We start from the raw sequence: 24134 nt of genomic DNA on the forward strand, positions 1-24134 counted from the left end.
CGGAACCGGGCCTGAGGGGGAAGCTGGGACCAAAACTCCTGGGCCAAGGCGTAAAACCGGGCGAGGCTCTTGTCCGTCATGGACACCAGCATAAGGCCCCAACCCCCCTTAATGCTCTATGCCCCGTTGGGCCGGAACCCCCTGGTCAAAGGCGTGCTTGACCTTGCGCATCTCGGTCACCGTATCCGCCAAGGCCACAAGGGCCTCGGGGGCACCCCGGCCTGTAACCACCACATGCACCTGGGAGGGCCGGTGGTTCAGGACATCCACGAACTCCTCCAGGGAAACCCATCCGTACCGCAAGGGATAGGTGGCCTCGTCCAAGACCACCAGGTCCCACTCCCCCGAGAGGATGGCCTCCTTGGCCCGCTCCCAACCCCCCTGGGCCAGCCGGGCCGAAGCCTCCAGGTCTCGGCTTTTCCAGGTGAACCCATCCCCCAACCCCTCCACGGGGATGCCCAGCTGGGCTAAGGCCCGGTGCTCCCCAAAGCGGGCCCCTTGGTGCTTGATAAACTGGAAAATCCTTACCCTCAAGCCCCGGCCATGGGCCCGTAGGGCCAGGCCAAAGGCGGCGGTGCTCTTGCCCTTCCCGTCCCCGGTGTAGACCAAAAGGAGGCCCCGCCGCTCCCCCTCGGGCTTGGCGTACGGCTTCATCCGCCTAGGGCTTTCCATAGGGCATAGCCTAACAAGCCCCCAAGCTCCGAGAGGGCGATCATGGCCCCGAGGACATCCCCGTTCAACCCCCCCAGGCGGGCCACAGCGAAACGGGCCACCCCATAAGCGGTGCCCAAGGCCAAAAGGGCCGGCCAGGGGTAGAGGATGGGGAAGGGAAGGGCCAGGAGAAAAGCCCCTCCCAAAGGACCTCCCCGGATTAGGCCAGCCATGCCCGGGTGCAAGAGGGGATACCGGTTCAGGAAGGGCAGGATGGCGAAGCGGGCGAAGCCGGGGAATAGAAGGAGGAAAAGGGGTTCGGGCACCAGGGCCAAGGCCTGCCAAAGGAGGAGGAGGTAAAGCCCCCCCACCCCAAAGGCGAAGGGACCCAGGTAGGGGTCCTTGAGGATGCGAAGCCTTTCCTCCTTGGACCTCGAGGCCAAAAGGGCATCGGCGGAGTCCAGAAGCCCGTCCAGGTGCAAAAACCCCGTGAGGCCCAAAAGGCAGGCGAGCAGCAAGGCCGCCAAGAGCCCCTCGGGAAGAGGGAGAAGGGCCAAGAGCGATAGGGGAAGCCCGAGGGCATAGCCCGCCAGGGGGAAGAACAGGGTACTTCGCCGAAAATCCTCCGGACTGGTCCCCTGGGGGGCCAGGGGATACACGGTGAGAAGGCCCAGGGCCAGGCGCAGGGCGCGGAGCATGGGCCTAGGTGCGGTCGGAAACCCCCGCCTCCGCAAAGGTGGCCATGTGCAGGATGCGGGCGGAAGCCCGTAAAAGGGGCATGGCCAAAACCGCCCCCGTCCCCTCCCCCAGGGCCAGGTCCAGGTCCAGGAGGGGCCTTAGGCCCAGGGCCTCGAGGATGTACCGGTGCCCGGGCTCCCGGCTCCTATGGCCCGCAAACAGGTAGTCCTTAAGCCTGGGCTCTAGCCGGTAGGCCAAAAGGGCCCCTGCGGAAACGGGAAAGCCATCCAGCACCAAGGGCAGGCCCTGCCGGTAGCCTTCCAAGTACATCCCAGCAATGGCCAAAAGCTCCAAGCCCCCCACCTCTGCCGCCACGGCCAAAGGCTCCATCCCCGGGCGTAGGCGGGACAGGGCCCTGGCCACCGCCTCCCGCTTCCGCCTTAGGCCCTCCTCCCCTATCCCTGTACCCCGCCCCACCACGGCATCGGAAGGGAGGTCCAAAAGGGCCGCCGTTAGGGCAGCCGCCGCGGTGGTGTTCCCAATGCCCATATCCCCTGCCGCCAGCACCGTGGCCCCTTGGGTGATGGCCAAACGGGCTGCTTCCTGACCCGCCAAGAGGGCCCTTTCCGCCTCATCCAGGCTCATGGCCCTCTCCCGGGCCAGGTTCCCCGTTCCCGGCCGTACCTTGCGCCTAAGGAGCTGGGGGTGGTCTGGAAGCTCCCCCTTAACCCCCACGTCCAACACATAAACCCGGCAGTCCGCCGCCTGGGCCAGTTGGTTGATGGCCGCCCCACCCCTCAGGAAGTTCAGAACCATCTGGTAGGTGACCTCCTGGGGGTACGCGGACACCCCTTCCACCACCACCCCGTGGTCGGCAGCGGCCACCACCACCGCCCCAGGGCCCAGCTCCGGCTTTAGCCTTCCCTGGATGGCGGCCAGGCGTACCGCCACCTCCTCCAGGTGGCCCAGGGAGCTGGGGGGCTTGGTGAGCCTTTCCATGCGCTGCTTGGCCGCCTGCAAAACCTCCTGGTATCCCATATGGGAGGAAGTATAAGCTCTGGAGCATGGAGCTTTGGCTGGTCCGCCACGGGGAAACCCTCTGGAACCGGGAGGGACGGCTCTTGGGCTGGACAGACCTCCCCCTCACCCCCCTGGGGGAGGCCCAGGCCCTGGGCCTTAAGGGAAGGCTTCCCCTCCTTCCCTCCTACAGCTCCGACCTGAAGCGTGCCCATCACACCGCCCTTCTTGCCGGATTCCAGCCCACGCTTACCCACGCCTTAAGGGAGATCCATTTCGGGACCCTCGAGGGCATGAGATGGGAAGAGCTGGATCCGAGGTACCGGGAGGCCCTTCTCCAGTTTCAAGGCTTCGCTCCCCCAGAGGGGGAGAGCCTCGAGGCCTTTAAGGAAAGGGTTATTCGCTATCTAGAAGAGCTTAAAGCTCCTAGCCTCCTCTTCACCCACGGGGGGGTGATCCGGGTAGCCCTCCGGGCCCTTGGAGAGGACACCCTCCCTCTACCGGGAAGCGCCTTGGTTCTAGATTGGCCGAGGCGCCTCCTAGACCGCCTAGATCCAGGCCCATGAGCCTTCTTTTAGCCCTCCTTTTGGACGCCCTCCTCGGAGAACCCCCGGCCCGCCTCCACCCCGTGGTCCTCATGGGCCGCTACCTGGCCTGGGCCTGGCCCCGGGTGCAAGGCTTTTGGGGAGGAGCGTTCTACTGGGCCCTTGGCGCCTTCCTCTTCACCCTACCTGCCCTTCTTCTGGACCTCCTCCTTAGACCCATGGCCTGGGGCTTCGTGCTCATAGGCCTTTTCCTCAAGCCCCTCTTCAGCCTGCGGATGCTCCTGGAAGAGGCGTGGGGGGTGGAAGCCTCCTTAGCCCGGGATCTGGAGGAAGCCAGGGCCAGGCTTTCCCGGATCGTGAGCCGGCCCACCCAGGACCTCTCCCCGGAGGAGGTGCGGGAGGCGGCCTTGGAAAGCCTATCGGAAAACCTCTCGGATAGCTTCCTGGCCCCTCTCCTTTACTACGCCCTCTTTGGGCTTGCGGGAGCTACCCTTTACCGCTATGCCAACACCGCGGACGCCATGTGGGGCTACCGGGAGAATGGGAAAAGAGGAGCCTTTGCCGCAAGGGCTGACGACCTCTTAAACCTGGTCCCGGCACGGATCACTGGCCTTCTCCTCTGCCCTCCCCGGCTTTGGTCCCAGCTTCTGGTGGAGGCCAAAAAGACCCCTTCCCCCAACGCCGGCTTTCCCATGGCCGCCTTGGCCTTAAGGCTTGGGGTACGCCTGCGCAAACGAGGGGCCTACGCCTTAAACGGCCAGGCCCCCTCCCCCACCCACAAGAGCATGCCGAGGGCGCTGTTCCTGGTGGGTTCGCTAGGCTACGGGGTGGGCGTGGCGCTAGGAATCCTCTTATGGAGACCTTAAGGCATACCCTCTAGGGGATCCGCCTCCACCAGGTGGTGGATAACCACCGCCACCTGACCGTGGAGGTGTAGGTTTTCCCCGGCGTACGGCCTTCTTGGCGAACTCACCTTGTTGCCAGCCTGGAGCCCAAACGGTTCAGCCCAACCCCCGGGCAGGGGAGCCAGCCCCTTGGCCCGCACCCCGGGTCTTAAGGAAAGGAGTATAACGTGGAAGGGCGTCCGCCATGCGCCAAGGGGGGTGGAACAGGCGCACAACCCCAACTCAACCGGACCTAGTCCTGCCCCAAGCTCAACCCGACAGCCCCTTCCTCATCGGGAAAGGAAAACCTCCATGGCCCTGACCCGGATCCTTGAACGTCCCAACCGCCACGACCTCCTAGCCCTCCTGCTAACCCTAGGCCTCCTGGCCCTCTTCCTAGAGGCTTCCCGGGAAGCGGTGGGCCCCTTCCACCCGAGCCCCATTTCCCTGGACCCTGCCAAGCTACCGGAGTACACCCTGCGCACCACCTTCCGCATGGGGGTGGCCTTTCTGTCTTCCTTCCTCTTTACCCTGATCTATGCCCCCTTGGCGGCCAAGACCCGGCTGGAACCCTTCCTTATTGCCCTGCTGGATATCCTGCAATCCGTTTCCATCTTGGGCTTTCTGGCGGCCACCGCAGGCGCCTTCGCCGCCCTGTTCCCTGGCAGGGCCCTGGGTTACGAGCTGGCGGCCATCTTTGCGGTCTTCACCTCCCAGGCCTGGAACATGGCCTTCAGCTTCTACCAATCCCTGAAGACCCTGCCCCGGGAACTGGAGGAGGTGGCCACCTTGTTTCGCCTCTCCCCCTGGCAACGTTTCTTGCGCCTCGAGCTTCCCTTCGCCCTGCCGGGCCTGGTTTGGAACGCCATGATCTCCATGTCGGGGGGATGGTTCTTCGTGGTGGCCTCAGAGGCCATAGCCGTGGGCAAGACCCAGGTGGAGCTTCCCGGCATCGGGTCCTACCTGGCCACCGCCATCGCCCAGGGAAATGGGCAGGCGGTGCTTCTCGCCGCTTTGAGCATGCTGGTGGCCATCCTGGCCTACGACCAGCTCCTCTTCCGGCCCCTGGTAGCCTGGAGCCAGCGCTTCAAGTACGAGGAACGGCCCGGAGGCGAGCTAGCGCAAAGCTGGGTGCTGGACCTCCTGCGGCGGACCCATATCCTAAGGGGAATCGCCGAAGCCCTTTACTCCTGGGCCCTGGAGACCCTCTTCCAGCTGGAGCGGAGGCGCCCTCCCCGCCGCCTCACCCTTCCCCTTTGGGCCGTGGCCCTGGATCCACAAAACCCCCTGGCTCGGTATCTCCTTGGTCTAACCCTGGTAAAGGAGAGGAAGGGGACGGAGGCTAAGTCCCTGCTCCTCGAGGCCCATGCCCTCTACAGGGTCTATGGCCATGTACCCCGTGGCGTGGCCGCTATCCTCCAAGGTCTATGAAATCCCCAACCCCTCCCCCTGATGCCAGGCACTCGGAAGACGAGGGGCGCTACCCATGGTGGAAGGTTCTCTGCCTCACAGGCGTGGACCTCTTCTCCTCCTTGGGCTACCAACCGGGAATCGCCCTTCTGGCTGCGGGTGTCCTCTCGCCTTTAGCCAACCTGGCCCTAGTCCTCTTCGCCTTCTTGGCGGTTTACCCCGTCTACCGCCGGGTGGCGGAGGAGAGCCCCCACGGCGAGGGATCCATCGGGCTTCTCACCCGCTTGATCCCCGGCTGGCGGGGCAAACTTTTGGTTTTGGTGGTCCTGGGCTTCATGGCCACGGACTTTATGATCACCATCACCCTCTCCGCCGCCGACGCCGCCGTTCACCTTCTGGGAAACCCCCTGGCCCCCTCCTGGCTCCAGGGGCACCAGATGGGCCTTACCCTTTTGCTCATCGGCCTTTTGGGCGTTGTCTTCTACCTAGGGTTCAGGGAAGCCATTGGCCTGGCGGTGCCCATCACCTTGGGATACCTGCTCCTCAACGGAATGGTTCTCCTGGCCACCCTGCCCCACGTGCGCCTCGAGCACCTGGAAAGGTGGTGGCAAAGGCTCCTCACCAGCCAACCCGACCCCCTGGGTTTGGTTCTTGTCACCCTTTTGGTTTTCCCTAAACTGGCCCTGGGCCTTTCCGGCTATGAGACCGGGGTGGCCGTCATGCCCCTGATCCGGGGCCTGCCTGGGGATACCCCGGAGCGCCCTTGGGGCCGCATCCGGGGAACCCACCGCCTCCTTTTCGCCGCAGCCTTCATTATGGGTTTCTTCCTCCTGGGGGCGGGCTTCGCCACCACCCTCCTCATTCCCCAAGAGCTATGGGGCAGCGAGGAGGTTTCCGGCAGAGCCCTAAGTTTCCTGGCCCATCGCTACCTGGGGGAAGACTTCGGCACCCTTTACGATCTCTTTTCCATCGTCATCCTCTGGTTCGCCGGGGCCAGCGCCATGGCGGGCCTCCTCACCATCGTCCCCCGTTACCTTCCCCGCTTCGGCATGGCCCCGGAGTGGGCAAGGCAACAACGCCCTATGGTCCTCTTCTTCACCGCTGTTGGCTTTGGCATCACCATGGTCTTTCAGGCCCGGGTAGAGGCCCAGGCAGCGGCCTACGCCACCGGCGTGCTGGTGGTCATGACCTCCGCCGCCCTGGCGGCGGCCCTTCTGGCGGAGCGGGAAAAGCGCCGCGAAGGCGGGTTCTACCGCCTACTCCTCCCCCTCTTTACCTACGTGCTTCTGGCCAACATCCTGGAGCGGCCTGATGGGGTGAAGATCGCCTCCTTTTTCATCGCGGCCACCCTGCTCATCTCCCTCCTCTCCCGGACCCTGCGGGCCTTTGAACTGAGGGTGGAGGGCTTTCAGCTAGACGAGATGGCCGAGCGCTTTGTGGCCCAGCTGAAATCCCAGGAGGCCCCCATCCGCCTGGTGGCCCACCGGCCGGAGCGGGGAGGCCTCAGGGTGTACTGGGAAAAGGAGCGCCGCATCCGTGAGGCCACCCACATCCCCGCGGGGGATCCCATCTACTTTGTGGAAGTCTTTGTGCAGGATCCTTCGGAGTTCACCGCCCAAGGCCGGGTCTGGGGTGTGGACCGCCCCGAGGCCCGCATCTTCCGCATCCTGGGCACCGCAGCACCCAACACCCTGGCCGCCTTCTTGCTCTACTTGAGAAACCGCACGGGCCGGCGCCCCCACATTTACTTTGAGTGGTCGGACGAAGGGCCCTTGCAGGCCGCCTTGGACTTCCTCCTCTTTGGCGAGGGGGATGTGCCCACCCTGACCCATGAGATCCTGCGCCGCACCGAACCGGATAGGAGCCAACGCCCCTTGGTGCACGTGGGCGGCTAGCGCCGCCAGTGCTTGAGAATCCCCGCCCCCAGGATGGTCATGGGCACCGCCAGGAAAATGCCCAGGAAGCCGAAGAGCTGGCCAAAGGCGAAGATGGAAAGGAGCACCAGGGCGGGATGGAAACCCACGGTGCGGCCGTAGATGTAGGGGATGAGCACCTTCCCCTCCAGGAGGGCGATCCCCCCGTAGCCCGCGAGCACCAGGAGGGCCGCCAGCGGGCCCTTAGACGAAAGGGCCACCAAGGCCGCTAAGGAGGCGGTGGCGATACCCCCCACAAAGGGCACCACCTCCAAAACCCCGCCCAACGCCCCAAGGGCGAAGGGGCTGGGAACGCCCAGGAAGAAAAGCCACCCCCCGAAGAGAAGGGCGAAGGAAAGGGCGATGAGGAACTGGGCCCGGGCCCAGTAGCCCATGCGCTTCCAAGTGTCCTCCAACACCTCGGTCCAGCCGCTTCCCGGAAGGTACGGCGCAACCCGGGCCACCAGGTGAGGCTCGAGGGCGATCATCACCGCCAAAACCAAGGCCAAAACCATCTCGGTAACCGTCTCCCCCAACCCCAAGAGGAGATCCCCTGCCAGATGGGCGGAGGAGGCCAGGGACGTGGCCAGGTTGGGAAGGGTAAGGCCCAGGTTTTCCTCCAACCAGCGAAGCACCTCGGGTAGAAGCTCGGCAAGATGGTGGAATTGCATGACCAAAAGGGGGGCCGCCAGATAAAACCCCAAACCCATAACCCCGAGGACCAGGAGATAGGTGAGAAACACCGCGGAAGGCCGGGGAAGCCTTCGGCTAAGAAACCCCACCAGGGGATCTAAGGCCCCAGCCAGAGTAAAGGCCAGGAAAACCCAAAGCAAAAGGCCATAAAGCTTACCCAAGGCCCAAAGGGTGAGAAGGAAAAGGGCCAAGCTTATGAACCAGCGGCTAACCGGCAAGGTTTCCATCCGATCCAACCCCCTCCTAGGGTAAAACCCAGCTACCCAACTTACGAAAATCCGCCGGGGAAGCCCACCCCTTTAGGGGTGGGAGGAGGTCACTCGATGCCCTCCCCTACATAGTTCCCGCGGAACCGGCCGGGGGTAGAGGAAGGCGTGGAACCCATCCCCGCCTAGGGCTGGGCCCTGGGCACGCTTACCCGATGGCCTCTAACCCTTTCCCCCTGTTTCGCTCTCCAAGCCTCATCGAGATGGCGCCTATCCAAGGTCCTTCCCGGGGCCCCACCCTGGCTTGGGCCAGCCCTGACAAACCGCTCCCCTCCAAACGGGGCCAGCCACGAGCCTAGGGGGACCATACCAGGGGTTTAACGGTCCAGGTGGAGTAGAAAGCGAAAACCCAAAGGCGGTACCGCCACCTCCTTGCGATAGGTCCGCCCCTCCAGGGGATCCCACCATCCCCCTGGGGGCAGGGCTAGGGTGGACGCCTCGAGGCCGTTATTGAAGGCAGCCAAGACCTCCCCTTCCCCCGGCTCTCCCCTAAGGAAGGCCAACAGGGAACCCTCCCCGTGATAGGTGCGGAAAACCGCACTCCTCAAAGCGGGCAACTCCCTACGCAGGGCGGCCAGGGTCTTATAGAAATCCAGGGTTTCCCCATGGCAGCTTTCCCACTGGAGGGGATAGCGGTTGAGTTCGTGGGGGGGCTCGGCGGGCCTTTCCCCCGTGAAGCCGCACTCGTCCCCTTGGAAGGTTACGGGAATCCCGGGAAGGGCATAGAGCATGGCCGCCGCCAACCGCCCCCGGGCCCGGGACTCCGGGCTTGGGGTGTCCCGCAGGCCCCCACCCCCAAGTTCGCTGAGCAAACGGGCCGTGTCGTGGGAGGTGATGAGGTTGAAGCCCATGCCCGCCACAGCCTCGGGGTACTCTGCATAAACCCGACCCAGGTCTGCCAGGGCCCGCCGCCCGTTGTAGAGGGCCAGGCTGCCCCCCTTGGCGAAGCGGAGGAGGATATCCCTGCCGATGCCGTAGTTCATCAGGGAGTCAAACTGGTCCCCCTGAAGCCAGCTCGAGTCCCTCTGCCAAACCTCCGCCACCAGGTAGGCATCGGGCTTTATGGCCTTAAGCTCGGCCCGCAGCTCCCTAAAGAAGGCCTGGGGGTTCAGCACATCCCCGGGCACATCCACCCGTACCCCGTCAAAACCAAAGCGGATCCAGTACTTGGCCACCTCCATCAGGTAGCGCTTCACCCCCGGGTTGGCGGTGTTCAGCTTGGGAAGGCTTCCCAACCCCCACCACCCCTCGTAGGCCGATCCATCGCCCGGCAGGAAGGGCCACCGCTTGACAAAGTACCAGTTCCAGTACCGGGAGCGTGGACCCCGCTTCACCACGTCTTGGAAAGCCCAAAAGCCCAAACCGGTGTGGTTGGGCACGAAGTCAAAGATCACCCGCATGCCACGGCGGTGGGCCTCGTTCAAAACCCTTCGCAAAAGGGCGTTGTCGCCAAACTTGGGCGAGACCTTCAGATAGTCGTGGGTGTCGTAGCCGTGGGCCGAACCGGAGTCAAATAGGGGGTTGAAGTAGATGAGGGTTACCCCCAAGGCCTCCAGGTGGGAAAGCTTGGCCAGCACCCCGGCAAGATCCCCACCGAAGTACTGGTGGCAGCAGTGCAAGGGCGAGGGGGGGTCGGTCCAGCGGGAAAGATGGGGTCTGGGCCCAGAAGAGCGCTGCCATACCTGGTTGAAGCGGTACTCATCGGTTTCCAGGGCCAGGGCGTCGTTGCCGGGATCCCCATTGTAGAAGCGCTCCGGGAAAATCTGGTAACCCACCCCCTCGCCCACCCAAGCCACCTCGGCGAACGGGCTTCCCGGAGGGTCAAAGGGGCCGAACACCTCTTCCTTCCCGTCCTGGGTCCGCACCCGGATGCGGTAGGCCCCCAGGCCCTTGGCCAGGGTTCCACGCCAAACCTCGCTTCCCGGGAAACCCAGTTGAAGGTGCATGGGGAACCTCTCCCCTCCCACCTCCACCCAAGCAGCGGCCACCGCTCCCTCCCCTGCCCGAAAACGCAGGGAAAGCTTGCCATCGGCAAAGGACACATACTGGGCGTCCGCTGGATCGTGGACGAAGTCCAGGGCTACAGGCCCCGCTGGAGGGGTGGAAGCCACCGGGGCTTGGACCACGATCAAGGCATTCTGACCCCCGAAGCCATCGTCCACACAGCCTGCCGCCTGTGGGTCCACCATGGGCGTACCAAAGGTGGGGTCGTGGCACATATCCTTAGGCCACTGGCCATTGATGAAGAACTTGTACTGGTGCTCCCCGGGGTCCAAGTCCACGGTTACCGCCCAGGACCCGTTCTCCTTCTGCATGGGGGTTTCCCCCCAGCCGTTGAAGGAACCCCGCAGGCTTACCGACCGCACCTCCAACCCGGAGGGAGGGGTGTAGCGGAAGGTAACCGGTACCGCCAGGGCCAGGCTAAGCCATAGCCACACCGCCAGGATTCTTCCCATGCTGCCTCCTTTTCCCACCCGCATAGAAGCGCTTCCATCATACGACCCCCATACCCGTGGGTAACCCTCCGCCCGGAGTAGCATGAGGCCATGCGCCTCATTGGCATCGCTACCCAGCACCGCATGGCCGAGGGCCCCATGGGCAAACGGTTCTGGGGCCTTCTGGAGTTTTACCTGGAGGCCTTGGCCTCGCAGGGGTTGGCCTACGTGCTCCTCCCACCCCAGGACCCGGAGGCCTTGGAAAGAATCCTGCCCCACCTGGATGGGCTTCTTCTTCCCGGAGGGGGGGATGTGGACCCGGATCGCTACGGGGAAGAACCCCAGCCAAGGCTTGGCGAGATCCTTCCCGAGCGGGATGAGCACGAGATCTACCTGGCCCGGTACGCCGCGGAAAAGGGCCTTCCCGCCTTGGGGATTTGCCGGGGCATCCAGGTGATGAACGTGGCCTTAGGGGGAAGCCTTTACCAAGACCTCGAGGCCCAGGGTTTTACGGAGGTCCAGCACTATCAAAAGAGCCCGCCCCCTGCCTTAGCCCACCGGGTAAGCCTGGTGGCCGAGGATCCCCTTTCCCGCATCTTTCCCCCAAGCTTTCGGGTGAACTCCTACCACCACCAGGGGATCAAGGGCCTGGGCGCGGGCCTAAAGCCTTTGGCGGTGACCCCTGACGGCCTGGTGGAGGCCCTAGCCCTGGAAGGGCACCCCCTTTTCCTGGGCGTGCAGTGGCACCCGGAACTCCTCAGGGGGCACTGGCCCCTCTTTGGCTTCCTAAAGGTTTAACCTCCTAAACCTCCTCCCCTTCCCAAAGCCCCCCGGACCCCCTTTTCCTCCAGCAAGGCCAAGGCCTTTTCGGGCTCTACTCCCAAGGCCACCAGGGCCGCCAAGGCCGGGTCGGGGTAGGCCTCGAGGAGCGCCCTTGCCTCCTCCTCCCCTACCCCTGCCATCTCCCGCACCATGCCCACCCCCCGCTCCCGGAGCTTTTGATTCTGCACCCGCATCCGGGCCATGCGGTTTCCGTAAACCCTACCTAAGAGCACCATGACCAAGGTGGAGAAGAGGTTGAGGGCCGCCTTTTGCGCGGTGCCGGCCCCAAGCCGGGTGCTCCCCGCGATGGGCTCGGGCCCCGTGTTGAGGAGGACGGGATGGTCCGCCTCCAGGAGGAGGGGGGTTTGGGGGTTGTTGGCCAGGGCCACCGTCAAGGCCCCCCGCTCCTTGGCCCCCCGTAGGGCCCCCAGGGTGAAGGCGGTCTGGCCGCTCGCCGCCACCGCCACCATGACGTCCTCCCTCCCCAGGCTTCGGCCCTGGGCTAGGCCTTCCTCATACCGGTCCTCGGCCCCTTCCACCGCCTTAAGAAGGGCCTCTTCCCCTCCGGCCAGCAAGAAGCGCACCCGGGAAAAACCAAAGGTGGGCCATAACTCCACCCCGTCCAGCACGGCCAGTCGTCCACTGGTCCCAGCCCCGGCGTAAGCCAAAACGCCTCCTGCCCGAAGCCGCTTTGCCGCAGCCGCCGCCCCTTCCCTCAGGGCGGTGAGGGCTGGCCCTAAGGCGGCGACGGCCCGGAGCTGGGCCTCAAAGAGGGCCTCGAGGACCTCCTCCGCCGGCCATAGGTCCAGGTCTTGGTACCGCCGGGCCACCTGCTCCGTCATCCCCTCACCTCCGCCGCCAAGGCATTCCCCACCGCCCGGCGCAAGGGGGCGAGGGAAGGGCGGTGGCGGGTGGGGTGGATGGCGTTGGTGAGGAGGGCCCAGGCATACCCCCGCTCAGGGTCTATCCACACCCCCACCCCGGTGAAGCCCGTGTGGCCAAAGGCCCTTTCCGACGCCAGGCTTCCCCCCTGCCAACCAGGCCGTTTCCTCTCCCAGCCCAGAAGCCGCTCCCCGTGGGGCCTTTGCATCTCCTCCAAGGCGGCCCGGGAAAGCCAGGTGCCCTGGAGGATGGCCGCGAGCTGGTCCAGAACGCCCCCCAGGGTGCCGAAAAGCCCCGCGTGGCCCCCCGTACCCCCAAGGGCAAAGGCGTTTTCATCATGCACCTCCCCCCGGAGCACCCGCTTCCTCCAAGGGCAAAGCTCCGTGGCCACGCTCCGCTCGGGAGGCGGGGAGAAGCTAAGACCCTCGGGTAAGGGAAAAGCCGCAAGGGGCTTACCCCGCAAACGTTCCAGGAGAAGACCTAGGAGGATATACCCGATGTCCGAGTACCCCGGTTCCCCCAGGGGCCAAGGATGCTGGAGCACCCGGGCCTTTAAACCCTCCCCTGCCCCCCAGGTGTACAAGGCCTCCCAGGCCGGGAGGCCCGCCGCATGGGCCAAAAGCGCCCGCACGCTCACCCCCTTGAGGGGGTGGTCTTTGAGCCAAAGCATCTCGGGAAGATGCTGGGAAAGGAGGTCATCCAGATCCAAAAGCCCCTCCTCCACCGCGCGCAGCACCTCCCGCAAGGTGAAAAGCGGTTTGGTGAGGCTGGCCAGGTCAAAGTAGAAGCCCTCTTCCAGGGCCACCGGTTCGGGTACCCTTTGGGCCCACCCCAGGTGAAGGATCTCCCTTCGGCCATCGGCATGGACCACCCCGAGGGCCGCCCCAGGAACCATACCCCTGGCTACGGCCTCCTCCACGAGGGCCCTGGCCCGCATAGCCCCAAGTGTATAACGGTCTGCTATTGGTAGGCAAGTGGTACAATGCGGCCATGGCCCACGGTCCCCTGTACCTGGAACTGGCCCGGCGGCTAAGGGAGGGTATCCTTCAGGGCAACTTCAAGGACGCCCTTCCGCCGGAACGGGCCCTGTCCGAGGCCTTCGGGGTTTCCCGGGATAGCGTGCGCAAAGCCTTGGACCTTCTGGAGGAGGAGGGCTTGGTGGTGCGCCGGCAGGGGAGCGGCACCTTCGTGGCCAAAAGGGCCACCTTCCGCACCCGCCTTAGGGGTTTTAGCGAGGAGATGGAAGCCTTGGGCATGAAGCCCAGTACCGAGGTCCTGGGGGTGGAAAAAGGTCCCGCGGCCCCGGAAGAGGCCATGGCCCTGGGGCTTTCCCCGGGGGAGGAGGTGCTCCGCCTCCTCCGCCTGAGGCTTGCGGACGGGGAACCCATGGCCTTGGAGCGGGCCACCTTGCCCGCTTGGGCCCTGGCGGAACCGCCGGAGGGCTCCTTGTACCGGGCCCTCGAGGCCAAAGGGTTGAGACCCGTGCGGGCCCTCCAACGCCTGCGTGCGGTGGCCGCCCGGGAGGAAGCTAGGCTTCTTGGAGTGGAGCCGGGAAGCCCCCTGCTCCACCTGGAGCGGGTAAGCTATCTGGAGGACGGTAGGCCCGTAGAACGGGTGAAGAGCTGGTACCGGGCGGATCGGTACGAACTCCTGGTGGAGCTTTCATGAGGGTACTGGGCCTCATGTCGGGAACCAGCGCCGACGGGGTGGACCTGGTCCTGGCGGAGTTTTCCGGCTCCCCTCCAGAGGTGGCCCACCGGGTCCTAGCCCACCGGGAGGTGGCCTACCCCCAGGACTTACGGGCCCGGGTGCTTCGGGCCATGCGCCAGGCCGACACCCGGGAAATCGCCCTTCTCCACCACGACCTGGGCCGGTTCTACCTGGAGGCCGCCCTGCCCTTCAAGGGCAAAGCCGAGCTGGTAGCCCTGTCGGGCCAGACCGTGTGGCACGAGCCCCCGAAGGCCACCTTCCAGCTTGGGGAGCCCAGCCACCTGGCCCTGGGCCTAGGCGTGCCTGTGGTCTACGGCTTCCGAAGCATGGACCTGGCCGCAGGGGGCCAAGGGGCTCCCCTGGTGGCCTACCCAGACCTCCTCCTCTACGGGGAGGCGGGCAAGCGCAAGGCGGTGCACAACCTCGGGGGAATCTCCAACCTGACCTATTTCCAGGGGCAGGATCCGGACTCCCTGTTGGCCTTTGACACCGGCCCTGGGATCTGCCTCTTTGATGAGGGGGTCCAGACCCTGGGCCTCTCCCTGGAAGAAGCCGTGGGCCTGGCGGAAAGGGCCACCCCCGACGAGGAAGCCCTGGCCCAGTGGCTCCGGCATCCCTATTTCTCCCTTCCGCCTCCCAAGACCACGGGGCGGGAGGTCTGGCGGCTTGGGAACCTCTCTCCCCTCCCCCAGGAAACCGGGGCCCTCCTCCGCTCCCTTTTGGAGTTAACCGCCAGAAGCATCCTCCTAGCCTACCACCGGTTCGTGGGCAGGGTGGACCGGGTCCTATTGGCGGGGGGCGGGGCCAGGAACCGGGTTCTGGTGGGGCTTCTCTCCCAAGAGCTTCCCGTGGAGGTCATGGGGAACCCCAAGGTACGGGAGGCCTTGGCCTTCGCCCTCTTGGGTTATCTCTATGCCCAAGGAGAGGTCAACGTCCTGGGCCGGGCTACAGGTGGCCGTAACCTAAGGGCCGGCCAGGTGGTGTATCCAGGCTAGGAGAAAGGCATGCTGCAAGGTTACATCCTTACCCCTCAGGGCTTGCTGCGTGGCCGCCTCCACTTTTCCGAGGGCATTGAGGCCATAGAAGAGGCCCCCGTGGACGGCCCCCTCATCCTCCCCGGCTTCCTGGACCTCCACGTGCACGGGGGAGGAGGCAGGGAGGTGATGGAGGGACAAGAGGGCGTGGAGGCCACGGTGCGCTTCCACCTCCGCCACGGCACCACGGGCCTTTTGGCCACCACGGTCACCGCTCCCCTTCCGGACTTGGAGAGGGCCCTAAAGGGCATCCGGGGGGCCATGGAGGGACCCCTGGGGGAAGCCATCTTGGGAGCCCATTTAGAAGGTCCTTTCCTCAGCCCAGGCCGCCTGGGGGCCCAGCCCCCCTTCCCTCTCCCCCCAGATAGGGAGGTGGCCGAGTTCTTCCTCTCCCTGGCCCCTGTACGGGTGGTAACCCTGGCCCCGGAGCTTCCCGGGGCTCTGGAGCTCGTCCGCTTCTTGGCGGAAAGGGGGGTGCGGGTCCAGCTGGGGCACACGGAAGCCGGTTACGAGGAGGCCTTGGCAGCCCTAGAGTCCGGGGCCATGGGCTTCACCCACCTCTATAACGCCATGACCGGCCTCCACCACCGCGCCCCTGGGGTGGTGGGCCTGGCCCTGGAACGAGGCAAGTGGGCGGAAGTCATTCCCGATGGCCTCCACGTCCACCCCGCTGCCTTAAAGGTGGCCCTAAAAGCTATCCCTAGCCTCTACTTTGTGAGCGATGCGGTGGCGGCAGCGGGGATGCCGGACGGCACCTATCCCTTGGGAGCCCACCGGGTGGAGAAGCGGAAAGAGGGGGTCTGGCTGGGCGAGTCCCTGGCGGGGAGCACCCTCACCCTGGACCAGGCCCTAAGGAACCTGGTGGCCTGGGGGATACCCCTGGAAGAAGCCGCCCGGAGGTTATCCTTGTACCCAGCCCGTTACCTGGGCCTTTCTGACCGAGGGGAGATCGCCCCTGGCAAGCGGGCGGACCTGGTGGTGCTGGACCAGGGGCTTAAGGTGCTGGAGGTCTACTTGGGGGGACAAAGGCTGCTCTAGCGTCCCCTTGGGTACAACGCATCCCTTGGTTCGTCCCTCAGAAGGCCATGCTCTTTCTCGCTATACCTTGCTCCATAGGTGCTCGAGGTCGGGGCCCGGAGGAGGAATGCACCGGTCCCCACCTTGGGGGGTGGTATCAAAGGGGCGGGGTGAACCGCCCATCCACCGCTGTCCACCCCCCGTCCACCAGGAAGAGGGTCCCGGTGACGTAGCTGGAGGCCGGGGAGGCCAGGAACACCACGGCCATGGCCACCTCCTCGGGCTTTCCCCAGCGCCGGAGGGCCGTCTTCTCCGCATAGGCCTGGTACCAGTCCGGGTGCGCCTGGATGGGGGCCGTAAGGGGGGTTTCTATGGGTCCAGGGGCCACAGCGTTGGCCCGCACCCCAAAGGGCCCAAGTTCGGCGGCCAAGGTACGCATGATCTGGAGGATCCCCGCCTTGGTGGCGGCGTAGACCCCCTGTCCTGGCTCCACCACCACGGCGCGGATGGAAGCGAAGGCGATGAGGCTCCCTCCGCCCTGCTCCCGCATCACCTGCCCCCCAGCCCGCAGAAGCCTTAGGGTCCCCTTTAGGTTGAGGTCCACCACCCGGTCCACCTCCTCATCAGCGTAGTCCAAAAGGGGCTTGCGCACGTTGATGGCCGGGGTGGAAACCAGGGTGTCCAACCGGCCATGGCTCTGGTACACCTGCTCTACCAGCCGCCTGGCCCCTTCCCTATCCATCAGGTCTAGAACGTGCGCTTCCGCCCTACCCCCTTGGTCATGGATGGCCCTCAAGGCCTCCTCCAAGCCCCTCTCATCCCGGTCCGCCAACACCACCCTAGCCCCGAAGGCCGCCAAGGCCTCCGCCGAGGCCCGTCCGATCCCGGAGGCTGCCCCCACCACCAAGGCCACCTGCTCCTCGAGGTTAAAGAGGTTCCGGTAGTCCTTCATGCCTTTTCCTCCTTTCCTTAACCCCAGCATACCGCGGTATAATCGGTCTGAAGCCTATGGAAAAGGCCCTCCTGGCAGCCGAAGCGGTGGAGGAAAGGGAGGTGGTGGAGCTCCTCCGCAACCTGGTGCGGATTCCCAGCCACTACCCGGGGCCGGGGGAGGCAAAGGTAGTGGATTTCTTGGATAGCTTTTTGAAAGAAAGGGGTTTCCACCCCTTCCGGCAAGAGGTAGCCCCGGGCCGGCCCAACCTGGTAGCGGACCTGGGGGAAGGGGAAGGAGGGCTGATCCTGGAGGGCCATACGGATGTGGTGACCCCCGGGGAGGAAGGAGCTTGGCGCTACCCTCCCTACGCCGGGATGGTGGAGGGAGGACGGCTTTACGGCCGAGGGGCCTGCGACATGAAAGGGGGCTTAGCCGCCTTGGTGGGGGCCCTATTGGCGGTGAAGCGGGCCTTAGGCCATCTAAAACGCCCCCTGCGCCTAGCCGCCCTGGCCGACGAGGAGGGGATGATGCTGGGGGTAAAGGCCTTTATAAGGGAAGGCCTCGCCCGTGGCTTCCGGGGGGCCTTGGTGGCCGAGCCTGAGGAGATGGAGATCTGCCTTTTTCAGAAGGGCGCCTTGCGCCTGAGGTCCCTCTTCCCTGGTAAGATGGCCCACGGGGCCATGCCCTACGCGGGGGAGAACCCTATTCCCAAGGCTGCCCGATTCATCTTGGAGCTAGAAGCCTTACAAATAGAACTTCAGGAAACCTTTTCCCATCCTTTCCTCGGTCCTCCCTACCTCACCCCCACCCAGGTGCTGGCCAGCGCCGGGGAAGGCCAGTTGAACGTGATCCCTGCCCAGGCCGAGGTGGCCTTGGACGTGCGCACCGTACCCGGGTTGGACCACGGGGAGCTGGTGGCGAGACTCCAGGCCCTGGCCGGGACCCAGGCCGGGGTATTGGAAGTATTGGAGGACCGCCCTCCCGTGGAAACCCCAAGGGAAGATCCCCTGGTGCAGGCAGCGGAGGAGGCCTTGAGGCTTCTTGGCCTCCCCGTGCGCCATGGCGGGGTACCGGGAGCCACGGACGGAACCTTCCTTAGGGCTTGGGCCGGCCTTCCGGTGGTGGTCATGGGCCCCGGAAGCAAGACCCTACCGCACCAGGTGGACGAGTGGGTGGACCTGGAGGAAGTGGTCCAAGCCGCCCGCGTCTACGCCGCCCTGGCAGTGCTTTATCTGGAATGGCCTCCATCAGGACCACACTCCGTGGCCGTAGGATAAGAAAGGAGGAGGGAACGTGAAAAAGCGGTTGGGAGTGATGCTATTGATCGGTCTAGGTCTGGGCTTGGCCCAGCCAAGGGGCGGGGAGCTTCGGGTGGCCATTCTGGCCGAGCCTCCCGTCTTGGACCCCACGGCCTCCACCAGCCAGGAAATTCCCCGTATGCTTTACGATAACGTCCTCCAAGGCTTGGTGAAGTTCAACGAGAAGGGGGAGATCGTCCCCGCCCTGGCGGAGCGCTGGCAGGGAAGCCCCTCCAGCCTCACCTGGACCTTCCACCTGCGCCGGGGGGTGCGCTTCCATAACGGTGCCCCCTTCACCGCCGAAGACGTGGTCTTCAAGTTCAACCGCGCCCGGGACCCCAGGTCCGGCCACACCCACCCCGAGTACTACCAGGACATCCAAACCGTGGAAGCCAGGGACCCCTACACCGTGGTCTTCCGCCTGCGCCAGCCCAACCAGGACTTCCTCTTCAACCTGGCCCGGCCGGACTCGGTGATCGGCCCCAAGGGCCGGGTGGAGGAACAGAGGACCCAGCCCATCGGCACCGGGCCCTTCCGGTTCGTGGCCTGGGAACGGGGAGTAGGGGTGCGGCTGGAACGTTTTGAGGGCTACTATGAACCTGGCCTCCCCTACCTGGACCGGGTCTTTTTCCGCTTCCTGCCCGATCCAAACGCCCAGCTCGCCGCCTTGCGGGCCGGGGACATCCAGGTAATCGGCCTGGGGGTGAGCCCGGAAGCCGCCTTGGTGCTCCAGCGAGACCCCAACTTCAAGGTGGTCACGGGATTTACCACCACGGAGATCACCGTGGGGATGAACAATGGCCGCCCACCCTTCAACGACCTCCGGGTGCGGCGGGCCATCCAGCACGCCGTGGACAAGAAGGCCTTGGTGGAGGGGGTGATGCTGGGCTATGGCACCCCCATTGGCAGCCACCGCTCTCCCGGGGAAAGTTGCTACGAGGACCTCTCCGGCTATTACCCCTACGACCCGGCAAAGGCCCGGGCCCTGTTGCAAGAGGCAGGTTATGGACCCAACAACCCCTTGCGCTTCACCTTCACCCTGGCCGCCCCCTACCCCTACGAGAGGCGGCTTGGCGAGGCCATCGCCGGCCAGCTCTCCCAGATCGGGATCCAGGCCCGGCTGGAGGTGGTGGAGTGGGCCACCTGGCTTTCTCGGGTCTTCCGGGGGGCCGACTACCAGATGACCATCATCGGCCACTCCGAGCCCCACGATATTGGCATCTACGCCAACCCGAACTACTATTTCCGCTATGATTCGCCCCGCTTCCGTGAGCTCTACACCCGGTACCTGCGCACCCCCGATCCCAAACGGGCCTGCGAGATCATGAAGGAGATGCAACGTCTCCTGGCCCAGGATGCGGTGAACCTTTGGGTGATGAACGCCCCCTACATCGCCGCCATGCGCAAGGAGGTCGTGGGCTGGTGGCAGAACCAGCCCACCCCGAGCCTCAACGTGACCCGGGTTTACCTGAGCCGCTAGATGCGAAGCTTTCTCCTGAGGCGGGTCCTCCTAGCCCTGGCCACCTTGTGGCTGGCCTCCAGCCTGGTCTTCCTCTTTCTCCTCTTCCTCCCGGGGGACCCGGTACAGGCCATCCTGGGCCTGGAGGCGTCTCCAGCCGCTCGCCAGGCCCTGGAGCGGGCCCTCGGCTTGGACAAACCTCCCTGGGAACGCTATGCGGACTGGCTCACCCGCACCCTCCGCCTAGACCTTGGGGAGTCCATCCGCTACGGAAAGCCCGTGGGTGAGCTTCTGGAAGAAAGGCTTTCCCTCACCCTGGGCCTCGTCCTCCTGGGGCTTGGTGGCGCCCTTTTCCTCGCCCTACCCTTGGCCCTGTTGGCCCTTAGGTTTCCCTTTTGGGACCTGGCCCTAACCGGCCTCATGGCCCTCTTGCAATCCGTACCCACCTTCTTCCTGGGGGTGGTCCTCCTCTACGCCCTGGCGGTGCACCTGCCCCTCTTCCCCGCCAGCGGCTTCCCAGGGTTTTCCAGTCCATGGGAAGCCCTGCGCCACCTTTTCCTCCCCGCCCTCACCTTGGCCCTTTCCCGGGCGGCCATCCTCTTTCGCATGGCCCGGGGGAGCCTTCTGGAGGTGATGGGCCAGGACTACATCCGCACCGCCCGGGCCAAGGGGATTTCAGAAGGATGGGTGCTCCTCAAGCACGCCCTGAGACCCGCAAGCCTTCCCCTGATCACCGTGCTGGGCCTGGAGGGAGGGTTTTTGCTCACGGGAGCGGTGGTGGTGGAGGTGGTCTTCGCCTTGCCGGGGATGGGGAGCCTGGCCCTGACCGCCCTCGAGGCCCGCGACTACCCCCTTCTCCAGGGCCTGGTTTTGGTCATGGCGGCCCTCATCGTCCTCTTCAACCTCCTGGTGGACCTCCTCTACGGCCTCTTGGACCCACGGGTGGCGTATGCGTAGCCCAAGCCTCTTTATAGGCAGCCTCCTGGTGGGCCTCTTCCTCCTCATGGCCCTGGCCTCCTACCTCTACCCCGTGGACCCCAACGCCCCCGACTTCCTCCACCGCCTTGCTCCCCCCTCCCCCAGCCATCCCCTGGGCACCGACCCCCTGGGCCGGGACCTTCTGGCCCGGCTTCTTCACGGAGCCAGGAGTGCCCTTCTGGTGGGGAGCATCGCCGTGTCCGTGGGCTTCGCTCTAGGGGTGGTCTCGGGCCTTCTTGCGGGGTACCTAGGCCGTTACTGGGACGGCATCTTAAGCCTTCTCATGGAGGCCCTCTACGCCCTCCCCGGCTTGCTCCTCGCCCTCCTCTTCGCCGCCCTCATGGGGCCTGGCACGGTTAGCAGCATGCTGGCGGTGGGGCTTTCCATGGTGCCTGCCTTCTTCCGGGTGGCCCGGGCGGGAGCCATGAGCTTAAAAACCACCCCCTTCGTAGAGGCCGCCTTGGCCTTGGGAGCCGGCCCAGGGCGGGTGGTCTTCCGCCATCTCCTTCCCAACCTCCTAGGACCCCTCCTGGTCCAGGCCAGCCTGGCCTTCGCCGCTGCCTTGTTGGCCGAGGCCGCCCTTTCCTACCTGGGCCTAGGCGTCCAACCCCCTAACCCTAGCCTGGGCCGCATGCTAAGGGAGGCCCAGAGCTTCCTCCCCCTTTCCCCATACCCCGCCCTGGTCCCAGGAGTGGCCCTATCCTTGGCCGTCTTGGGCTTTAACCTCCTCGGGGATGGGCTTCGTGACCGCCTTGACCCCCGGCGCTAGACACTTGCATACCTTTGCGGGAATGTGGTAGTTTTTGCCCGAAGGGAGGCCAGCATGTGCGCTCCTCTGGTAATGGAAGCGGTGGAGGTGGCAGCCATGTTCAACTTCACCAACCGGCTCTTGAACGCTCTGGGCGTAAAGCCCAACCCCGAATACTACGCATGAGGCTTCTGGAGCTCCGCCAGGTCTCCGTTAGCTTTGGTCCCTATGTAGCCGTGGAAGGGGTGAGCCTGGGCCTTGCCCCTGGGGAGTTCGTGAGCTTAGTGGGCCCCACGGGCTGTGGCAAAAGCACCCTCCTCAACGTGGCAGCAGGACTTCTCGCTCCCAGCGAAGGGGAGGTGCTCCTGAACGGGAAACCCCTTCGGGGGCTTAACCCCGTTGCTGGTTACCTCTTCCAACAGGACGCCATCCTCCCCTGGAAGACGGCCCTAGACAATGTCGCCCTGTCCCTGGTCTTCCGGGGGGTGCCGTGGCGGGAAGCCCGGGAACGGGCCCAAGCCTGGCTGGAGAAAGTGGGCCTGGGCCGCTTTCCCCGCCACTACCCCCACCAGCTTTCCGGGGGGATGCGCAAGCGGGTGGGATTGGCCCAGGTGCTTATCGCCAATCCCAGACTCCTCCTCATGGACGAGCCCTTTTCCGCTTTGGACGTGCAGACGCGGCAGCTCATGGAAAACGAGCTCCTGAGGCTCTGGCAGGAGGACCGCAAGACGGTGCTCTTCGTCACCCACGACCTCGAGGAGGCCATCGCCCTCTCCGACCGGGTGGTGGTGATGTCCGCGGGGCCCCGCTCCCGGGTCATAGGGGAGTTTCCCATCCCCCTGCCCCGGCCCCGGGACGTGGCGGAAATCCGGCTCACACCCGAGTTTTTGCGGGTACACCGGGAGATCTGGGAGCTTTTGAGGGGGGAGGTGATGCGGGCCCATGCGGGGGCTTAGGCTACAGCTTTGGCAGTCAGGCTTGCTCCTTATCTTCCTGGTTTGGTGGGAGTGGGCCTCGAGGACCGACCGCCTGGACCCCTTCTTCTTCTCAAAACCCTCGGATATTGCTGGAAGGATCTGGCGCTGGCTCAGCACAGGGGAGATCTACCCCCACCTCTACATCACCACCCTGGAAATGGTCTTGGCCTTTTTCTTCGGAACCCTCCTTGGGGTGGTCCTAGGGCTTTGGCTGGCCCTGGCCCCCAGCGTGGCCGCGGTCCTGGACCCTTACATCAAGGCCTTGAACGCCATTCCCCGGGTGGTCCTGGCCCCCATCTTCACCCTCTGGTTCGGCCTAGGGGTGCTCTCCAAGGTGGCCTTGGGCATCACCCTGGTCTTCTTCGTGGCCTTCTTCAACACCTACCAGGGGGTCAAGGAGGTGAGCCCCGTAATCCTACAGAATGCTCGGCTTCTCGGGGCCCGGTCTGGTCATCTTCTTGCCCACGTATACCTCCCGGCCGCAGCCAGCTGGATCTTCTCCAGCCTGAGAACCTCTATTGGCTTCGCGGTGATCGGGGCCGTGGTGGGGGAGTACCTGGGGAGCGCCGCCGGCTTAGGCTACGTCATCGCCCAGGCGGAAGGGGTCTTCGACACCACGGGGGTGTTCGCTGGCATGGTGGTGCTGATGGTTTTCGTGCTGGTCTTGGATGCCCTGGTGGGCCAGGTGGAAAAACGGCTGGTCCGCTGGCACCCCAAGGCGGAAGGAGGACAAGGATAAGGAGGGGGGATTTATGCGAAAGGCGTTGGTGACGGCGTTGGTAAGCCTGTTGACCTTGGCTTCACCCTTGGCTGGGGCCCAGACGGGCCCCAAGCGGGTGATCCTGGGGGTGGGGGGAAAGACGGCGGTGGTTTACCTACCCCTCACCGTGGTGGAACGCCTGGGCTTCTTCAAGGAGGAGGGCCTGGACGTGGTGATCCAGGACCTGCAGGCGGGCTCGAGGGCCCTCCAGGCCCTGGTGGGAGGGAGCGTGGAGGTGGTGATGGGCTTCTACGACCACACCATCCAGATGCAGGCCCAGGGGCGGGATATCGTGGCCTTCGTTCAGGTGGGGCGGTACCCGGCCATCGTCCTCGGGGTGCGTACGGACCTGGCAGACCAGGTGCGGAGCATCGCCGACCTCAAGGGCCGGAAGGTGGGGGTCACGGCCCCGGGTAGCTCCACGCACTTTTTCCTCAACTACCTCCTGGTAAAAAACGGGCTTAGGCCCACGGATATATCGGCGATCGGGGTTTCCGTGGGCGCCCAGGCGGTGGCAGCGGTGCAAAACCGCCAGGTGGATGCCATCTCCAACGTGGAGCCCGCGATAACCCTCTTAGAGGAACGGGGCCTCATCAAGGTGCTGGCGGATACCCGTAGCACCAAGGGTACGCGGGAGGTACTGGGAGGAGAATACCCTGCCGCCGTCCTCTACACCACCCGGGCATGGTTGGAGCGCAACCCCGACACCGCCCAGCGCCTGGTAAACGCCATGGTGCGGGGCCTGAGGTGGATGCAGGGCAAGACCCCTGAGGAAATCGCCGCCGTACTGCCGGAGGAGTATTTCCTGGGCGACCGGGCCCTGTACCTCAAGGTCCTCAAAAACTCCTTGGAAGCCTTCTCGCCCACGGGGCGGTTCAGCGATACTGCTCCCCTACGGCCTCTTACCGTACTTTCCGCTTTTGACCCCAACGTGGCCCGGGCCAAGATCGACCTCAAGCGCACCTACACCAACGAGTTCGTGGACCGGGTGCCCAAGCGCTAGAATGCGATAGGAGGTGTATA

The 24134-nt window shown here is 65.1% G+C and carries 23 protein-coding genes; 15 read left to right on the forward strand and 8 right to left on the reverse strand.

Annotation, left to right across the window (positions count from 1 at the left end; translation table 11 throughout):
- Positions 1-108 precede the first annotated feature (108 nt).
- From cobO to cobT, 3 genes are read right to left on the reverse strand one after another with little or no spacing between them, the layout of a single operon-like run.
- Entirely contained in the window at positions 109-672 is a 564-nt protein-coding gene (gene cobO, locus L0D18_RS10165; protein WP_243028817.1) for a cob(I)yrinic acid a,c-diamide adenosyltransferase, read from the reverse strand.
- Positions 651-1349, reverse strand: a complete 699-nt coding sequence (locus L0D18_RS10170) for an adenosylcobinamide-GDP ribazoletransferase (RefSeq protein WP_243028818.1) — start codon at positions 1347-1349, stop codon at positions 651-653. The genes cobO and L0D18_RS10170 overlap by 22 nt, the downstream gene beginning before the upstream one ends.
- A 4-nt stretch (positions 1350-1353) precedes the next feature.
- Positions 1354-2367, reverse strand: a complete 1014-nt coding sequence (gene cobT / locus L0D18_RS10175) for a nicotinate-nucleotide--dimethylbenzimidazole phosphoribosyltransferase (RefSeq protein ID WP_243028819.1) — start codon at positions 2365-2367, stop codon at positions 1354-1356.
- Positions 2368-2393: 26 nt separating this feature from the next.
- On the opposite strand from cobT, the gene L0D18_RS10180 reads away from it, so the two are divergent.
- From L0D18_RS10180 to L0D18_RS10195, 4 genes are all read left to right on the forward strand, one after another.
- Positions 2394-2912, forward strand: coding sequence for a histidine phosphatase family protein (locus L0D18_RS10180; protein WP_243028820.1), 519 nt, complete (start codon positions 2394-2396; stop codon positions 2910-2912).
- Positions 2909-3757, forward strand: a complete 849-nt coding sequence (cbiB, locus tag L0D18_RS10185) for an adenosylcobinamide-phosphate synthase CbiB (RefSeq protein WP_243028821.1) — start codon at positions 2909-2911, stop codon at positions 3755-3757. The genes L0D18_RS10180 and cbiB overlap by 4 nt, the downstream gene beginning before the upstream one ends.
- Positions 3758-4087: 330 nt before the next feature.
- Positions 4088-5206 carry an ABC transporter permease subunit gene (locus tag L0D18_RS10190; RefSeq protein WP_243028823.1) on the forward strand — a complete coding sequence of 373 codons (1119 nt, stop codon included), beginning with the start codon at positions 4088-4090 and terminating at the stop codon, positions 5204-5206.
- Entirely contained in the window at positions 5203-7080 is a 1878-nt protein-coding gene (locus L0D18_RS10195) for an amino acid transporter (RefSeq protein ID WP_243028825.1), read from the forward strand. The genes L0D18_RS10190 and L0D18_RS10195 overlap by 4 nt, the downstream gene beginning before the upstream one ends.
- Here L0D18_RS10195 and L0D18_RS10200 read toward each other — a convergent pair.
- Positions 7077-8018, reverse strand: a complete 942-nt coding sequence (locus L0D18_RS10200; protein WP_243028901.1) for an AI-2E family transporter — start codon at positions 8016-8018, stop codon at positions 7077-7079. The genes L0D18_RS10195 and L0D18_RS10200 overlap by 4 nt on opposite strands.
- Positions 8019-8374: 356 nt before the next feature.
- Complete coding sequence (locus tag L0D18_RS10205; RefSeq protein ID WP_243028826.1) at positions 8375-10513, reverse strand: alpha-amylase family glycosyl hydrolase; 2139 nt, start codon at positions 10511-10513, stop codon at positions 8375-8377.
- Between the two features lie 90 nt (positions 10514-10603).
- Here L0D18_RS10205 and L0D18_RS10210 point away from each other — a divergent pair, with 90 nt between their 5' ends.
- Positions 10604-11290, forward strand: a complete 687-nt coding sequence (locus L0D18_RS10210) for a gamma-glutamyl-gamma-aminobutyrate hydrolase family protein (protein ID WP_243028828.1) — start codon at positions 10604-10606, stop codon at positions 11288-11290.
- Here L0D18_RS10210 and L0D18_RS10215 read toward each other — a convergent pair.
- Positions 11287-12156: an N-acetylmuramic acid 6-phosphate etherase gene (locus L0D18_RS10215; RefSeq protein ID WP_243028831.1), complete on the reverse strand. Its 870-nt coding sequence runs from the start codon at positions 12154-12156 to the stop codon at positions 11287-11289. The two genes, L0D18_RS10210 and L0D18_RS10215, sit on opposite strands and share 4 nt — an antisense overlap.
- A complete protein-coding gene (locus L0D18_RS10220) occupies positions 12153-13133 on the reverse strand; it encodes a serine hydrolase domain-containing protein (protein WP_243028832.1) in 981 nt (326 codons plus the stop codon). Before L0D18_RS10220 ends, L0D18_RS10215 begins: the two co-directional genes overlap by 4 nt.
- Positions 13134-13186: 53 nt before the next feature.
- Between L0D18_RS10220 and L0D18_RS10225 the strand changes: the two genes are divergently transcribed.
- From L0D18_RS10225 to nagA, 3 genes are read left to right on the forward strand one after another with little or no spacing between them, the layout of a single operon-like run.
- Positions 13187-13864 carry a GntR family transcriptional regulator gene (locus tag L0D18_RS10225; RefSeq protein ID WP_243028834.1) on the forward strand — a complete coding sequence of 226 codons (678 nt, stop codon included), beginning with the start codon at positions 13187-13189 and terminating at the stop codon, positions 13862-13864.
- On the forward strand, positions 13861-14901 hold the full coding sequence (locus L0D18_RS10230; RefSeq protein WP_243028836.1) for an anhydro-N-acetylmuramic acid kinase: 1041 nt from the start codon (positions 13861-13863) through the stop codon (positions 14899-14901). The genes L0D18_RS10225 and L0D18_RS10230 overlap by 4 nt, the downstream gene beginning before the upstream one ends.
- A gap of 9 nt (positions 14902-14910) precedes the next feature.
- On the forward strand, positions 14911-15978 hold the full coding sequence (gene nagA / locus L0D18_RS10235; protein WP_243028837.1) for an N-acetylglucosamine-6-phosphate deacetylase: 1068 nt from the start codon (positions 14911-14913) through the stop codon (positions 15976-15978).
- 136 nt (positions 15979-16114) lie between these two features.
- On the opposite strand, the gene L0D18_RS10240 is transcribed toward nagA, so the two are convergent.
- Positions 16115-16909, reverse strand: coding sequence for an SDR family NAD(P)-dependent oxidoreductase (locus L0D18_RS10240; protein WP_243028838.1), 795 nt, complete (start codon positions 16907-16909; stop codon positions 16115-16117).
- Positions 16910-16965: 56 nt separating this feature from the next.
- Here L0D18_RS10240 and L0D18_RS10245 point away from each other — a divergent pair, with 56 nt between their 5' ends.
- From L0D18_RS10245 to L0D18_RS10275, 7 genes are all read left to right on the forward strand, one after another.
- On the forward strand, positions 16966-18168 hold the full coding sequence (locus L0D18_RS10245; RefSeq protein ID WP_243028840.1) for a M20 family metallopeptidase: 1203 nt from the start codon (positions 16966-16968) through the stop codon (positions 18166-18168).
- 37 nt (positions 18169-18205) lie between these two features.
- Complete coding sequence (locus tag L0D18_RS10250; protein WP_243028903.1) at positions 18206-19669, forward strand: ABC transporter substrate-binding protein; 1464 nt, start codon at positions 18206-18208, stop codon at positions 19667-19669.
- Complete coding sequence (locus L0D18_RS10255; protein WP_243028841.1) at positions 19670-20605, forward strand: ABC transporter permease; 936 nt, start codon at positions 19670-19672, stop codon at positions 20603-20605.
- On the forward strand, positions 20598-21395 hold the full coding sequence (locus tag L0D18_RS10260; protein WP_243028842.1) for an ABC transporter permease: 798 nt from the start codon (positions 20598-20600) through the stop codon (positions 21393-21395). Before L0D18_RS10255 ends, L0D18_RS10260 begins: the two co-directional genes overlap by 8 nt.
- A gap of 161 nt (positions 21396-21556) precedes the next feature.
- The gene (locus tag L0D18_RS10265; protein ID WP_243028843.1) at positions 21557-22330 is read left to right on the forward strand and encodes an ABC transporter ATP-binding protein; all 774 of its coding nucleotides are present in this window, start codon (positions 21557-21559) and stop codon (positions 22328-22330) included.
- Complete coding sequence (locus L0D18_RS10270) at positions 22317-23090, forward strand: ABC transporter permease (protein ID WP_243028844.1); 774 nt, start codon at positions 22317-22319, stop codon at positions 23088-23090. The genes L0D18_RS10265 and L0D18_RS10270 overlap by 14 nt, the downstream gene beginning before the upstream one ends.
- Before the next feature lie 13 nt (positions 23091-23103).
- Positions 23104-24114 carry an ABC transporter substrate-binding protein gene (locus tag L0D18_RS10275; protein ID WP_243028846.1) on the forward strand — a complete coding sequence of 337 codons (1011 nt, stop codon included), beginning with the start codon at positions 23104-23106 and terminating at the stop codon, positions 24112-24114.
- Positions 24115-24134 lie beyond the last annotated feature (20 nt).

This window comes from Thermus albus (genome assembly GCF_022760855.1).
Lineage (GTDB): Bacteria > Deinococcota > Deinococci > Deinococcales > Thermaceae > Thermus > Thermus albus.

Bases quoted from the DNA above. Each gene is read 5' to 3' on its own strand.
- cobO (WP_243028817.1), bottom strand. From the start codon at position 672: ATGGAAAGCCCTAGGCGGATGAAGCCGTACGCCAAGCCCGAGGGGGAG.
- L0D18_RS10170 (WP_243028818.1), bottom strand. From the start codon at position 1,349: ATGCTCCGCGCCCTGCGCCTGGCCCTGGGCCTTCTCACCGTGTATCCC.
- cobT (WP_243028819.1), bottom strand. From the start codon at position 2,367: ATGGGATACCAGGAGGTTTTGCAGGCGGCCAAGCAGCGCATGGAAAGG.
- L0D18_RS10180 (WP_243028820.1), top strand. From the start codon at position 2,394: ATGGAGCTTTGGCTGGTCCGCCACGGGGAAACCCTCTGGAACCGGGAG.
- cbiB (WP_243028821.1), top strand. From the start codon at position 2,909: ATGAGCCTTCTTTTAGCCCTCCTTTTGGACGCCCTCCTCGGAGAACCC.
- L0D18_RS10190 (WP_243028823.1), top strand. From the start codon at position 4,088: ATGGCCCTGACCCGGATCCTTGAACGTCCCAACCGCCACGACCTCCTA.
- L0D18_RS10195 (WP_243028825.1), top strand. From the start codon at position 5,203: ATGAAATCCCCAACCCCTCCCCCTGATGCCAGGCACTCGGAAGACGAG.
- L0D18_RS10200 (WP_243028901.1), bottom strand. From the start codon at position 8,018: ATGGAAACCTTGCCGGTTAGCCGCTGGTTCATAAGCTTGGCCCTTTTC.
- L0D18_RS10205 (WP_243028826.1), bottom strand. From the start codon at position 10,513: ATGGGAAGAATCCTGGCGGTGTGGCTATGGCTTAGCCTGGCCCTGGCG.
- L0D18_RS10210 (WP_243028828.1), top strand. From the start codon at position 10,604: ATGCGCCTCATTGGCATCGCTACCCAGCACCGCATGGCCGAGGGCCCC.
- L0D18_RS10215 (WP_243028831.1), bottom strand. From the start codon at position 12,156: ATGACGGAGCAGGTGGCCCGGCGGTACCAAGACCTGGACCTATGGCCG.
- L0D18_RS10220 (WP_243028832.1), bottom strand. From the start codon at position 13,133: ATGCGGGCCAGGGCCCTCGTGGAGGAGGCCGTAGCCAGGGGTATGGTT.
- L0D18_RS10225 (WP_243028834.1), top strand. From the start codon at position 13,187: ATGGCCCACGGTCCCCTGTACCTGGAACTGGCCCGGCGGCTAAGGGAG.
- L0D18_RS10230 (WP_243028836.1), top strand. From the start codon at position 13,861: ATGAGGGTACTGGGCCTCATGTCGGGAACCAGCGCCGACGGGGTGGAC.
- nagA (WP_243028837.1), top strand. From the start codon at position 14,911: ATGCTGCAAGGTTACATCCTTACCCCTCAGGGCTTGCTGCGTGGCCGC.
- L0D18_RS10240 (WP_243028838.1), bottom strand. From the start codon at position 16,909: ATGAAGGACTACCGGAACCTCTTTAACCTCGAGGAGCAGGTGGCCTTG.
- L0D18_RS10245 (WP_243028840.1), top strand. From the start codon at position 16,966: ATGGAAAAGGCCCTCCTGGCAGCCGAAGCGGTGGAGGAAAGGGAGGTG.
- L0D18_RS10250 (WP_243028903.1), top strand. From the start codon at position 18,206: ATGCTATTGATCGGTCTAGGTCTGGGCTTGGCCCAGCCAAGGGGCGGG.
- L0D18_RS10255 (WP_243028841.1), top strand. From the start codon at position 19,670: ATGCGAAGCTTTCTCCTGAGGCGGGTCCTCCTAGCCCTGGCCACCTTG.
- L0D18_RS10260 (WP_243028842.1), top strand. From the start codon at position 20,598: ATGCGTAGCCCAAGCCTCTTTATAGGCAGCCTCCTGGTGGGCCTCTTC.
- L0D18_RS10265 (WP_243028843.1), top strand. From the start codon at position 21,557: ATGAGGCTTCTGGAGCTCCGCCAGGTCTCCGTTAGCTTTGGTCCCTAT.
- L0D18_RS10270 (WP_243028844.1), top strand. From the start codon at position 22,317: ATGCGGGGGCTTAGGCTACAGCTTTGGCAGTCAGGCTTGCTCCTTATC.
- L0D18_RS10275 (WP_243028846.1), top strand. From the start codon at position 23,104: ATGCGAAAGGCGTTGGTGACGGCGTTGGTAAGCCTGTTGACCTTGGCT.